Annotated in this window: 9 protein-coding genes; 6 read left to right on the top strand and 3 right to left on the bottom strand. The window is 69.5% G+C overall.

Translation table 11 applies throughout. The features are described from left to right. Positions 1–252: 252 nt before the first annotated feature. Both ABZX96_RS37360 and ABZX96_RS37355 read left to right on the top strand, forming a co-directional pair. The gene (locus tag ABZX96_RS37360; RefSeq protein ID WP_355553917.1) at positions 253–1,131 is read left to right on the top strand and encodes a hypothetical protein; all 879 of its coding nucleotides are present in this window, start codon (positions 253–255) and stop codon (positions 1,129–1,131) included. 168 nt (positions 1,132–1,299) lie between these two features. Beyond that, a complete protein-coding gene (locus ABZX96_RS37355) occupies positions 1,300–1,941 on the top strand; it encodes a hypothetical protein (protein WP_355553914.1) in 642 nt (213 codons plus the stop codon). Between the two features lie 246 nt (positions 1,942–2,187). Here the strand turns inward: ABZX96_RS37355 and ABZX96_RS37350 are convergent, their stop codons facing one another. After that, on the bottom strand, positions 2,188–3,135 hold the full coding sequence (locus ABZX96_RS37350; protein ID WP_355553911.1) for a hypothetical protein: 948 nt from the start codon (positions 3,133–3,135) through the stop codon (positions 2,188–2,190). A 1,290-nt stretch (positions 3,136–4,425) separates the two neighbouring features. On the opposite strand from ABZX96_RS37350, the gene ABZX96_RS37345 reads away from it, so the two are divergent. Together ABZX96_RS37345 and ABZX96_RS37340 are read left to right on the top strand one after the other, a co-directional pair. Next, a complete protein-coding gene (locus ABZX96_RS37345) occupies positions 4,426–4,623 on the top strand; it encodes a helix-turn-helix domain-containing protein (RefSeq protein ID WP_355553909.1) in 198 nt (65 codons plus the stop codon). Positions 4,624–4,763: 140 nt separating this feature from the next. Then, positions 4,764–6,008 carry an integrase gene (locus ABZX96_RS37340; protein ID WP_355553906.1) on the top strand — a complete coding sequence of 415 codons (1,245 nt, stop codon included), beginning with the start codon at positions 4,764–4,766 and terminating at the stop codon, positions 6,006–6,008. Positions 6,009–6,169: 161 nt separating this feature from the next. On the opposite strand, the gene ABZX96_RS37335 is transcribed toward ABZX96_RS37340, so the two are convergent. After that, entirely contained in the window at positions 6,170–7,693 is a 1,524-nt protein-coding gene (locus ABZX96_RS37335) for an aldehyde dehydrogenase family protein (protein WP_355553904.1), read from the bottom strand. A gap of 579 nt (positions 7,694–8,272) precedes the next feature. Continuing rightward, entirely contained in the window at positions 8,273–9,547 is a 1,275-nt protein-coding gene (locus tag ABZX96_RS37330) for a glycoside hydrolase family 18 protein (RefSeq protein WP_355553902.1), read from the bottom strand. Between the two features lie 342 nt (positions 9,548–9,889). On the opposite strand from ABZX96_RS37330, the gene ABZX96_RS37325 reads away from it, so the two are divergent. Then, entirely contained in the window at positions 9,890–11,062 is a 1,173-nt protein-coding gene (locus tag ABZX96_RS37325) for an acyl-CoA dehydrogenase family protein (protein ID WP_355553900.1), read from the top strand. Positions 11,063–11,758: 696 nt separating this feature from the next. Then, positions 11,759–12,352 (top strand): N-acetylmuramoyl-L-alanine amidase, encoded by a 594-nt coding sequence (locus tag ABZX96_RS37320; protein ID WP_355553897.1) that lies wholly within the window; start codon positions 11,759–11,761, stop codon positions 12,350–12,352. The last annotated feature ends 150 nt before the right edge of the window (positions 12,353–12,502 follow it).

Raw genomic sequence — 12,502 nt, 5'->3', positions numbered from 1 at the left:
CGAAGATGCCGCTTCGGCATCTTCGCCGCTTCGGCACCGCCACGGGCCTCACCTCCGTACCGGCCTAATGCGCCGCTGTGCCCTGACCCGCCTTGCCTCGACGTCCGGAGTCTCGATGACGACCGCTCTCCTTTCGTACCGCGCACCGACCACCCGTCGCCCGGCCACGGGGTGGTGCCGTGCTGCGGTCCGGTCCGCCCCGCACCGCGACGGCGCAACGGCGCCGCGCGCGACACGGGCACGGAGCGGGCGGTGAAAGCCGCGCTGCGCATCGAGTCGGTCGGTGGTCCACGCACGGGCGTGACGGCTGAGTGGTACGGGCCCAACCCGCCGAGCTGGTTCCCCGATGCCAGAAGGTGGCGGTCGGAGTGGCGATCCGAGACGGTCGGCGCCCGGCAGCCCGACGTGGTCTGTGATCGCCAGGTCCATGACGGTGCCGTACCGGCGATGCGGTGGGTGTACGCCAGCCTGAAGTCCTTCGCGCGGGTCCTGCCCGAACCGCAGCGTCTGCCGGTGCAGGAATGGCTGCGGCAGACGGGACTGCGTCGTATTCGCGAGGTCGCCGTCAACGGTTTGGTGCAGGTTGTGCGGATCCAGGGCGAAGGGGGACGGCTGTACCTGTGGGTAGTCGGCCCGGAGAAAGCCATGGCCAGTGGCCGACTTGCCCAAGCCCCTGTGGTGCCCATCACGACGCAGAGCGCCGCGGTGGCCGCCGCCTACCTCTCCCCAACGCCCATCGCCGTCATCCAGCGAGTCCACCGCGTGACCATCCACACGCTCTACCGGATGATCGGGGAAAACGGCCTGCAACAGCGGACCGGCCGGTCGGTGCCCTTTCCGATCATCGCCCGCGAGTACTTCCGGCGACCAGATTCCCACGAGGCGGCCGTGCGACGGGTCGCCCTGCATGTCGATCGGACCTCTCAGTGGGTCAGGGGTGTGCTCGATTACCAGGGCCTGCGCAAGACACGTCCGCCCCCGATGACGCCGTTGCCTCCTGGGCACCACCGGCGGTTGCGGGCTGCCCCGTTGCCCCGCGGGCAGAGACGGACCCGCTCCTCGGGCACACGGTGTGGTGCACGACCGAAGAAACGTTCCTTCCGCTCATTCCACCCCATCTCGAAGACTTGATGACCAAGGGCGTCCAGGCGCCGTTCCGACGGCACCGCCGTCGGCCCATGAACCCCTCGCAAGGGGGGCCGTGCGTCCGCCTCCTTCCGCTCGGCGGCGGCGCGCGCCTCCTCGGTGACGTGCGGGCGAAGACGCAGCCGCGCCGCTTCGTCCCGCGGGCGGTGTGAGGTGCCCCGACTTGGAGCGCTCGACGCCGCCTCGCGCTTCCGCGACCAGTACGAGATGCGCCCGGCGACGCGCGCCGACGAGGAACTCGTGCTCGAACTGATCACGGCGCGCTTGAAAGAACTCGACCTTCGTGGGCACGAGCTGGCGCTTGACCGAGCGAGCGTCGTGGACAACGTCGGTACTTCCGAGGAGGCCCGGGACCGCCCGGTGGTCTGGCTCCTGCTCAACGGCTTGGACCTCGTCGGCTGCATGGCGCTGCGAACCTCCACTCCCGACTGGGGCTGGTCGCTGCGCGAACGGCAAGACAAAGCGCTGACGATCAGCGGCCTGTTCACCCACCCCGCCTACCGCTGGGAACGGCTGAGCCGGTACATGGTGTGGTGGGCTGTGGATCACGCCTGGCACCGTGACGACACGGACGGCCCTCTGTGGTGGGTACGCGGCAGCACTCCCAGCGCCCGCGTGGCCGAATACGCCCGCGAACACATGGGCGTCACCGTCATGAACGCAGCACGCGACGCCCCACACGCCTTCCTCATGCAGCGGCGTCCCCAGGCGCTGCCGGGTCTGGCGCGCTGGTTCGCACCTGCCGAACGTCCCGGCCTACCGGCCCGCCCCCGGAAGGGCTGGGACCTCACGTAACCGGCCGCTTCCCTCGACCGCACCGCCGCTCGCCCACCTCTCGGCGAACGAGCGGTCCCGAGCTGGCCTCCGGCAGCGGTGACCACGCCCGCAGCCGGGGTGCCGTCTCGCCAAGGCAACTAAGATCATCACCGCTGCGTTCTCAGGGCCCGCTTCCGGCACACGGGGTGTAGGAAGCGGGCCCGCAGGGCGCTAGCTGTGGGAACCCAGGTGCGTCGTTCCCGCCCTGCGCTGCCTCGTTCAGGGTCAGCGGCGGCTGCCCAGGCGGTCGAGGACCGTGCCGACCGGCTGAGCGGCGCGGTGGGGTTTCAGTTCGGTGGCGAGGTCGGACAGCAGGGTCGTGCACCGGCCGGATTCGATCAGATCGGCGATGTCCATCGCGGTGGTCGCGGTCTCGGCGGCTGCGTCCAGGTCGCGGCGGCGGGCCTGGGCGGTGGCGATCCAGGTGAGGTAGAGGACGCGGTCGCGCACCGCGAGTGGTTCCAGTGCGGACAGGCCGTCCGTCAGCAGGCTCTCGGCCGTTGTCGGCTTGCCCAGGTCGAGGAAGGCCCGGCCGGTCTCGGCCATGTGGCTGGGGCGGCACATCCAGTACGCCCAGGTGGGGTTGTCGTCCCCCGCACGGGCGCGCTCGTACTCGCTCTCCGCCTGGGCGAGCAGGCGGGCGGCTTGTTTGGCGTCGCCGGTGGCAGCGGTCGCCCGCACCCGCCAGGTGTCGATCATCGCGGCGACCAGGGGGGTGGTGCGGGTGCCGGCGATGTCCCGGGCGGTGGCCAGGAAGTCGCTGCCCATGCCGGGCCGGCCGCCGTAGACGCAGGCCAGGGCGAGGTTGGCGAGCAGGTAGGCGCTGTGTGCCGGGTCGGCGGCCTCGGCGGAGGCCCGCAGGGCGGCGTGCCAGGCGCGTTGGGCGCCGGGGGTGTTGCCGGCGTCGAACTCGGCCCAGCCCAGGAAGCGGGCGTACTCGGCGGCCAGGAAGTGCAGGTCGGTGGTGAGCTGGCCAGTGTGGCGGGCGTGGCGCAGTAGGTCGGTGACCGTCTTCAGGTCGGAGCGGGCGCTGGTGGTGCAGGCGGTGCCGCCGAGGGAGTGGTCCAGATGCCACAGCGCGGTGAGCCGGGCTGGAGGGCGGTGGCGACCTCGACGCCGACGTAGCCACCGCCCAGGCCCCGTGCGATGGACTGCTGGACGTGCTCGGTCCACTTCGTGGTGAGCGCTTGAAGGACGCACGGCGGCAGCAGCGGGGTGCCGGCGCGGTCTGCGCGGGCGGGGTGGGCGGCGAGGTCGTCGAGGGCGGACAGCGTGACCTCCGGGGTGAACGGGGCCAGGACGTCGGGTCCGGGCAGGGCGAGCAACAGCCGGCCCGGCCATCCTCGCGCCCTTACCTGGTCCGGGTCGACCCCGGGCGGGTCGGCCATCGCCCACCGGGCGGGCATCTTTGCTCGGCACACACCGGCGGGGCGGGGCCAAGGGCGTCGTCTCCGGCGAGGCGGAAAGGTTCTTCGCGGACGGCTCGATAGGGGAGCGGGCCTTGATCTTGTGTTCGGCGCCCATGCGGAGACCGCCGTGATGGACATAGGCGGGGCGGGCTCGCTGCGCGGGGCTTTCCGTCTTTCTCATGCAGAACAGCGGCTGGCGAAAACGAACTGAGCTGCTTTTGGGCCCCGGTTTCCCCTCACACGCGTCCGGTGCCGTGTTCGCTGCTGAAGTTCACGGCTGGTGCGATGCTGTGGCAGTTCGCCCACGGCAGACGCGAGGGCACGCCAAAGGGCTGGAATGACGTCGGGACTCATGTCAATGTACGACGTCCTTGAAAACCCGTGTCAGTACGGAGAGGAAAGTGTGTCCGAGCGAACGGTAACCGGGCCCGGCCTGCTCCCGTTGTTTGGCCGTTTGCCGCACTCTTTTACTGCTTCAGCTTCACCGGAATGCTGGCCATCGACTCAGGAGCACCCCTGCGTAAGTCCATCACTCGATCTCTCCTTTCTGCCGACTTCAGTGACCTCATGTCGTCGACAGGTCGTCCGCGCAGCTCGCTTCAAGTGACTACCGTCTCAAGGAGTAGCAGTCCGAAGTTCCGACTTCCTGGCGGGCACCGCCTTTCACGGTGATGCTGGATACGCCGTAGTGTCGCCAGTCGTGCCGACTCCTTTCCTGCGGCTGACCTCAGTGGTGGAGCAATGCGTCAAGGCTCCTTAATGCAGGCAGAGCGTTACATAGCAGGGAGTCCCCGGTTGGTGAAACCGGGGATTGTTCGGACCCTGGTCTTTGTTCGCGGCGGCCGTGTCTGACGGTGGTCCCATGCGAATGCAGCGAACCACGGTTACGGGCTCCAGGTGAGGGAGGCAACGAAGCAGCTGCCGTTATGCCTGACGGCGTATCGACGGCGCCGGTCTGACTTGTGGTTGCGCGAGCGGCTGTTTCGATCCTCTCGTCTGTTCCGCCTCTGCCCGCCTGTTCCGTGATGGTCCTCGATTCCAAGGTGACAAGAAAATGGCTCGTCCTCCCGCGTTGAAGTTGGCCGAGGTTCTTGCGGAGATCCGCATGAGCCCGTCGGCGTTCTACCGTATGCGTGCCCGGGGGCAGGCCCCCCGCATGATCAAGCTGCCCAACGGCGAACTCCGCTGCCGCCGCGCCGACCTGGATGCCTGGTGGCAGGCGTGTGAGAGAGATGCCGTCCATTGGCGCTGAGCTACCACATACGCTTTTGGGATATACGCGAGCGCCCCGGCCGGCGTAACCGATTCCAGGTCCGATGGACGGTCAACGGACGCGAAAAATCGGAGTCCTTCAGCACCACCGGTCTGGCCGAGAGCCGGCGCGCGAAGCTGATGACGGCCGCGCGTGAGGGCGAGCCGTTCGATGAGCACACGGGCCTGCCGGCGTCCGAGCTGCGCGCCATCAAGCAGCGCACCACCTGGTACGACCTCGCCCACGCGCACACCGGCCAGCGCTGGGAGTCGATGCCGGGTAACACCCGGCGTACCGTGGCCGACTCGCTGGCCACGATCACGGCCGCGCTGGTGCTCCCGGGCGTGCGGTATTCCGAGCCGCGGACGCTGCGGCGGGCGCTGTATTCCTGGACGTTCAACAAGAACGCCTGGAGCCAGGAGCCCGTCGAGGAGTGGCAGAAGGCGCTGGAGTGGATCCAGCGCCACTCCCTGCCGGTGAGCGCCCTGGCGGAAGCCGAGACGCTGCGGCACGCGCTGGACGCCATGTCGCGGAAGCTGGACGGCAAGCCCGCCTCCCCCAAGACGGTGCTGCGGAAGCGGGCCGCGTTCAACGACGTCCTCAACACAGCGGTGGAGAAGGGATTTTTTGCCGATAACCCCCTCAAGGGCCTGCGGTGGAGCGTGCCGGCTGTCAACGAGGAGGTGGATCCGGCCTCCGTTCCCAATCCGGCCCAGGTGGCCCGGTTGTTGGCGGCGGTGGCACGGCAGCGGGGGCGCGGTCCGCATCTGGAGGCGTTCTTCGGCTGTCTGTACCACGCGGCGATGCGGCCGGCGGAGGTCATCCACCTCCAGCTTCCGCAGTGCCATCTGCCCCGCACTGGCTGGGGGATGCTCAACCTGGCGGGCGGGGTCGTCACCGCGGGCAAGGAATGGTCCGATGACGGCGCGGTGCACGAGGTGCATTCCCTCAAACGCCGCCCGGTCACCGCGACCCGACCGGTGCCGATTCCGCCGGCGTTCGTGGCCACCTTGCGGGCGCACATCGACCGGTTCGGTGTGGCGCCTGATGGCCGGCTGTTTCGTAATGCGGCGGGCAACTATGTGGAGCCCGCCGCGTACGGCACGACGTGGAAGCGCGCCCGCGAGTATGCCCTGACCCGGACCGAGCTGGCCGTGGGCCTGGTCAAGCGCCCCTATGACCTGCGGCATGCCGGGATCTCGTTTTGGCTGCACTCGGGGGTGGACCCGGCGGAGTGCGCGCGCCGGGCGGGCCAGACCATCGAGGTCATGTTCCGCCACTACGCCAAGTTCATGGACGGCATCCAGGAGCGCGCCAACCGGTTGATCGAGCAGTCCCTGCAGGAGTGGGAAGGCCTCAGCCAGGGGCCGGTGAACGCGGGATGAGCCGGGTTTTGGACCGGAAATAGACCGGAACAGCTGGTCAGAGGCGGGATAGCCGTGGGAGGAAGTGGGAGGTAGTACGTAAGTCGGGCTCACCCGCAAGCGAGCCGCGCCGGAGGCGCCTGACCGGCAAAACCCCAGGTCAGGCGCCCTTTTCATGGCCTCTAGAACAGCCCCATCCTCTTCGGCGAATACGACACCAGCAGATTCTTCGTGTGCTGATAGTGATCCAGCATCATCCGGTGGTTCTCCCGGCCGATCCCCGACTGCTTGTAGCCGCCGAAGGCCGCGGCGGCGGGGTAGGCGTGGTAGCAGTTCGTCCAGACGCGGCCGGCCTGGATGGCGCGGCCGGCGCGGTAGGCGGTGGTGCCGTCGCGGGTCCAGACGCCGGCGCCTAGGCCGTAGAGGGTGTCGTTGGCGGTGGTGATGGCGTCGTCGAAGTCGGTGAACGGGGCGACGGCGACCACGGGGCCGAAGATTTCCTCCTGGAAGACCCGCATGTCGTTGGTGCCTTCGAAGATCGTGGGGCGGACGTAGTAGCCGCCTTCCAGTTCGCCGCCGAGTTCGGCGCGGGTGCCGCCGGTGAGGACGCGGGCGCCTTCCTTTTGGCCGATGTCCAGGTAGGAGAGGATCTTTTCCAGCTGGTCGTTGGAGGCCTGGGCGCCGACCATCGTCTCGGTGTCCAGGGGGTGGCCCTGCACGATCTGCTCGGTGCGGTGCTTGCCCGCTTCCAGGAACTCGCGGTAGTGGCCCTGCTGGATGAGCGCGCGGGACGGACAGGTGCAGACCTCGCCCTGGTTGAGGGCGAACATGGTGAAGCCTTCGAGGGCCTTGTCGTAGAAGTCGTCCTTCGCGGCGGAGACGTCGTCGAAGAAGATGTTGGGGCTCTTGCCGCCCAGTTCGAGTGTGACCGGCTTCAGGTTCTCGGACGCGTACTGCATGATCAGCCGGCCGGTCGTGGTCTCGCCCGTGAAGGAGATCTTCGCCACGCGAGGGCTGGAGGCCAGCGGGCGCCCCGCTTCCGCGCCGAAGCCGTTGACGATGTTGACCACGCCCGGCGGCAGCAGATCGGCTACCAGGCTCATCCAGTAGTGCACCGACGCCGGGGTCTGCTCGGCCGGTTTCAGGACGGCGGCGTTGCCCGCGGCGAGCGCCGGGGCGAGCTTCCACGTCGCCATCAGGATGGGGAAGTTCCAGGGGATGATCTGCGCGACGACGCCGAGGGGCTCGTGGAAGTGGTAGGCGACGGTGTCCTCGTCGAGCTGGGAGAGGCTGCCTTCCTGGGCGCGGATCGCACCCGCGAAGTACCGGAAGTGGTCGATGGCGAGCGGGATGTCGGCGGCCAGGGTTTCCCGTACGGGTTTGCCGTTCTCCCAGCTCTCCGCGACGGCCAGCTGTTCCAGGTGCTCTTCCATGCGGTCGGCGATCCGGTTCAGGACGAGCGCCCGCTCGGCCGGTGAGGTGCGGCCCCAGGCGGGGGCGGCGGCGTGTGCGGCGTCCAGCGCGCGGTCCACGTCCTCGGCGGTGCCGCGGGCGATCTCGGTGAACGGGCGGCCGTTGACCGGGGTGGGGTTCTCGAAGTACCCGCCCTTCACGGGCGCGACGTACTCGCCGCCGATCCAGTGGTCGTAGCGCGACTGGTAGGACATCAGGGCGTCGGCGGAGCCGGGGCTGGCGTAGCGGGGCATGGTACGGCCTCCCAGGGGTCTGGCGGGCGCGCCGCCCGGTCCCTCGGCGGCGCGTACGGTCTGCCCGGCACCTCCCGTGATCCGCCCGCGGGCCGGGCCCTCCGGGCGCGTGACGGGAGGTGCCGATCCCGACCCTAGGACCAGGACGCGCGGCTCGGCCAGATGGCCGCGTGCGCCCGACGGAGAGGGCGGGAGAGCCATTGCGGCGGGGGAGAGGAGGGGAGGGGAGGGCGTCGTAGAGGGGGCGGGGCGCTGAAGGCGGCACCACCGGGGGGAGTTGATGGTGCCGCCTTGGTTGTTCCGGATGAACGGCCTGGGTCCGGATGAACGGCCTGGGTTCGTTGGGTTGGTGTTTTGTTGTTTTGGGTTGTCTCAGGTGGTGCGGGCGTTTTGTTGTTGTTAGTGCTCTGTTGTGGGGGTGAGGGGGATGCGGCGAGCCCGTTATGGGGAGGTTTCCGCCGGGTGGTTCTGAAGATGTATGGAGCCGGGTGAACCGTCGCCTGTTTGCATCTTTGAACGGGGCGTTGCGACGGCCGCGGGGACTTCCCGGTAGGACCGGGCGCCGCCGTCGCGCACGACCTACCGGATGGCCTTGATCAGCTCACCGTTCGTGGTGTCGCCGCTCAGCTCCCAGAAGAAGGTGCCGCCCAGGCCCTGGGCGTTCTTGTAGGTCATCTTCGTGCCGATGGTCTCGGGGGTGTCGTAGCTCCACCACTCGTCGCCGCACTTGGCGTACGCCGTGCCGCCGACCTTGCCGTTCGCGGGGCAGCGGGTCTTGAGGATCTTGTAGTCCTCCATGCCGGCCTCGTACTTGCCCGGAGCCGCGCCGGTCGCCGTGCCGCCGGGCGCGGACTGCGTCACGCCCTTCCAGCCGCGGCCGTAGAAGCCGAGGCCCAGCAGCAGCTTGTCGGCGGGCACGCCCATGGCCTTGAGCTTGGTGATCGTCTCGCTGGTGCTGAAGCCCGCCTTCGGGATGCCGGTGTAGGGGGTCAGCGGGGAGTGGGGCGCGGTCGGGCCCTTGGCGTCCCAGGCGCCGAAGTAGTCGTACGTCATGGGGTTGTACCAGTCCAGGTACTTCGCGGCCCCGGCGTAGTCGGTGGCGTCGAGCTTGCCGCCCTTGGAGGCGTCGGCCGAGATCGCCGCGGTGACCAGGTTGTTCGGGCCGAACTTCTCGCGCAGGGCCTTGACCAGGTTCGTGAAGGCCTGCGGGCCGCTGGTGTCACAGGTGAGGCCGCAGGAGTTCGGGTACTCCCAGTCGATGTCGATGCCGTCGAAGACGTCCGCCCACCGCTTGTCCTCCACCAGGTCCAGGCAGGACTGCGCGAACGCCGCCGGGTTCCGGGACGCCTCACCGAAGCCGCCCGACCAGGTCCAGCCGCCGAAGGACCAGATCACCTTCAGGTTGGGGTGCAGTTTCTTGAGCTTGCGGAGCTGGTTGAAGTTGCCGCGCAGTGCTCCGGCGTCCCAGGTGTCGGCCTTTCCGTCGACGCTCTGGGCGGCGGTGTACGCCTTGTCGTAGTCGGCGTACGCGTCGCCGATGGCGCATTTGCCGCCCTGGACGTTGCCGAAGGCGTAGTTGATGTGCGTGAGCTTGTCGGCCGACCCGGACGTCTGGATGTTCTTGACGTGGTAATTCCGGTCGTAAACGCCCCAGTTCGTAAAGTATCCGACCACCTTGTTCCCGGCGGCGGTCGCGGACGGCGTGGTGGCGGCGGTCTGGTCCGCGGAGGGGGTGGCGGCTGCCGCGGTGGCCGGGCCGGCGAGCAGGGTGCCGGCCAGCGCCGTCGTGCACAGCAGCGCGGCGGTCGTGGTGGCCGAGCGGCGGGAGGGCCGCTTCCGGAGCAGTCTGAGCATGTCGTCTCCTGGGAGGGGGCGGAGAGGGGGGTGGGGGATCCGTTCGCGCGTGAATTGACATGGACGCGTTGGGTGTTGGGGGAGAAGTTAAAGGACTAGACCACTTCGGTCAATGGTTTGGACCAGTTGCGTTCCCGCGCGGCCCGGAAGCCGAAGTACCGGCCGATGAAGATCAACCAGTGACGTCGGGCGCCGGATCGGGCATACTCCACTAGCGCCACAGCCGCAGGTCATGGCCCTTCGCAACCCGACGGGAGATGATCGGCTGAGCATCACGCATCCGGCGGCGCCCCACCTTTGGCGACCGCTGCCGCAGCGCCCTACAGGGAGGAGAGCGCCGCCATGACCGAATACGGCCCCCGTCCGGTGGACCGCAGGCTGCCCACCGAGGAAGCCCAGGATCTGCTGGCTCTGGTACGGGATCTCGTCGAGCGCGAGATCAAGCCCGTCGCCGCCGAAGAAGAAGAGGCGGGGCACTTCCCCCGCGAGACGTTCCGGCTGTTCTCCGAGGCGGGATTGCTCTCCCTCCCTTATGCCGAGGAGTTCGGTGGCGGGGAGCAGCCCTACGAGGTCTACCTCCAGGTGCTGGAGGAACTGGCCGCGGCCCGCCTCACCGTCGGTCTCGGCGTCAGCGTCCACACCCTCGCCTGTCACGCCCTCGCCGCCTACGGCACCAAGGAGCAGCGCGCCGAGCACCTGCCGGACATGCTCGGGGGCGGCCTGCTGGGCGCCTACTGCCTTTCCGAGCCCACCTCCGGTTCCGACGCCGCCGCGCTCACCACGCGCGCCACCCGCGACGGTGACACCTGGACGCTCAACGGCACCAAGGCGTGGATTACCCACGGCGGCGTCGCCGACTTCTACACCGTCCTGGCGCGTACCGGGGAGCCGGGGCCGCGCGGCATCACGGCCTTCCTCGTCCCGGGCGACGCCGAAGGACTCAGCGCGGCGCCACCCGAGCGCAAGATGGGCATGAAGGGTTCCCCGACCGCCCAGGTGCACTTCGACGGCGTGCGCGTGCCGGATGCCCGGCGCCTCGGTGACGAGGGCCAGGGATTCTCCGTCGCGCTGGCGGCCCTGGACTCCGGTCGGCTGGGCATCGCGGCCTGCGCCATCGGCGTGGCCCAGGCCGCGCTGGACGAGGCGCTCGCCTACACCGCCTCCCGCAACCAGTTCGGCCGGCCCATCGCCGACTTTCAGGGGCTGCGCTTCCTGCTCGCCGACATGGCCACCCAGATCGAGGCCGGTCGCGCCCTCTACCTGTCGGCCGCCCGGCTGCGCGACGCCGGCCAGCCGTTCTCCAAGGAAGCCGCGATGGCCAAGCTGTTCTGCACGGACACGGTCATGCGCGTCACCACCGACGCCGTCCAACTCCTCGGCGGATACGGCTACACGCTCGACTTCCCCGTGGAACGCTACATGCGCGAGGCGAAGGTGCTGCAGATCGTCGAGGGCACCAACCAGATCCAGCGGGTCGTCATCGCCCGGCACTTGGCGGGGCCCGAGTCGCGGTGAGACTGGCCGGGTTGAGTCGAGTTGAGCCGGGAGGGCCCGGTTTCGCGGTGATCTGAGGGCCCGGTTTCAGCGGTGGGCGGACGGTCCGGAGCGCGCGTAGGGGCGTGCTCCGGGCCGTTGCCTTGTCGTGCCTTGTCGTGCCTTGTCGTGCTTGTCGCGTGGAGCCTGTTCGCCGTCGCGTGGCCTTACGAGTTCCTTGCCGGGGTTTCTTGTCGGGCCAGGGACGTCCGGGAGTGGTGTGGCGGGCGTGGCGCTCACGTTCGGTGGCCGGCTTCCGGGGCTGCCGCCGTGGGCGGGGGTCGGGGCGATGCGTGCGGGAGGGGCCTGATCCCTGGCGGCGCCGGCGTTGTCCGTGCGCGGTTCCGCTTCCGGCGGCGGCGGGTACCGGGCCGTGCCGGGGGCGGTGCGTGCGGCGTTCCGCGGGCGGATCGCCTCCCGCCCGAGCCTTGCTGTCGTTCTCTCCGGCGCGGCAGACTCCATGGACGAACCCGAAGACAAGGGCTCCAATCGGCCAGATATCCGGCCGGGTTGGGGAAACGCCGCCTCGACGGGCCACCCCGAGGCACGGTTGCGATCACCAGTGCCGCGATCGCCGGAGCGCTGACGTGCTGCGCCGCCCGCCACGGCCCGGACCGCCCGCGCCCGGCCGTCGCCAGCCGCTCACCTTCTGTGCGGAATGTGACAAGGAGGCTGGAGATGGCCACACCTCCGACCGCCGACCAGTTCCTCGCCGCCCTGCGGACCGAGGGCCTCACGATCGTCGAAGTCGGTTCCTGGCGCACGCACAACCGGAACCACAAGGGGCCCTGGGGCCCCGTACACGGCGTGGTCATCCATCACACCGCGACCTCGGGGGCGCAGCGCACGGTGGAACTCTGCCGCGTCGGGCGCGCGGGCCTGCCGGGGCCGCTGTGCCACGGGGTGATCACCAAGGACGGCACGGTGAGCCTGGTCGGGTACGGCCGCGCCAATCACGCGGGCCTGGGGGACGGCGACGTCCTGCGTGCCGTGATCAACGAAGAGCCGCTGCCGCCGGACAACGAGGCAAACACCGACGGGAACCGGTACTTCTACGGCTTCGAGTGCGAGAACCTGGGGGACGGCAAAGACCCCTGGCCCGAAGGGCAGCTGGCCGCGATCGAGGCCGCCGCGGCGGCGCTGTGCCGTCATCACGGCTGGTCGGAGCGGTCGGTCATCGGGCACTTGGAGTGGCAGCCCGGCAAGATCGATCCCCTCGGCTTCACCATGGACTCGATGCGCGAGCGCATCAAGCGGCGATTGGGAAGGTGAGGGGCGGTCGGTCCGGGAGCGGAAGTCCCGGAGGTGTCGAGTGGGGTCTCCGTCCGGCCGTCGTCCCAGGCGCCGGGCCGGGCTCCCGTCCCAGGCGCCAGGCTCGGTTCGTTCCGTCCGGATCCCGTCCCCGGCACGAGCCGGGGCTCC

The sequence above is a fragment of the Streptomyces sp. NPDC003077 genome (assembly GCF_040611095.1).
GTDB lineage: Bacteria > Actinomycetota > Actinomycetes > Streptomycetales > Streptomycetaceae > Streptomyces.
The sequence above is the reverse complement of the archived record's forward strand: the minus strand, read 5'-3'. Positions and strand labels throughout refer to the sequence as shown.

What these genes read in the sequence shown, in the direction of transcription:
- ABZX96_RS37345 (WP_355553909.1), top strand. Translation starts at nt 4,426, where the DNA reads ATGGCTCGTCCTCCCGCGTTGAAGTTGGCCGAGGTTCTTGCGGAGATC.
- ABZX96_RS37340 (WP_355553906.1), top strand. Translation starts at nt 4,764, where the DNA reads ATGACGGCCGCGCGTGAGGGCGAGCCGTTCGATGAGCACACGGGCCTG.
- ABZX96_RS37335 (WP_355553904.1), bottom strand. Translation starts at nt 7,693, where the DNA reads ATGCCCCGCTACGCCAGCCCCGGCTCCGCCGACGCCCTGATGTCCTAC.
- ABZX96_RS37330 (WP_355553902.1), bottom strand. Translation starts at nt 9,547, where the DNA reads ATGCTCAGACTGCTCCGGAAGCGGCCCTCCCGCCGCTCGGCCACCACG.
- ABZX96_RS37325 (WP_355553900.1), top strand. Translation starts at nt 9,890, where the DNA reads ATGACCGAATACGGCCCCCGTCCGGTGGACCGCAGGCTGCCCACCGAG.
- ABZX96_RS37320 (WP_355553897.1), top strand. Translation starts at nt 11,759, where the DNA reads ATGGCCACACCTCCGACCGCCGACCAGTTCCTCGCCGCCCTGCGGACC.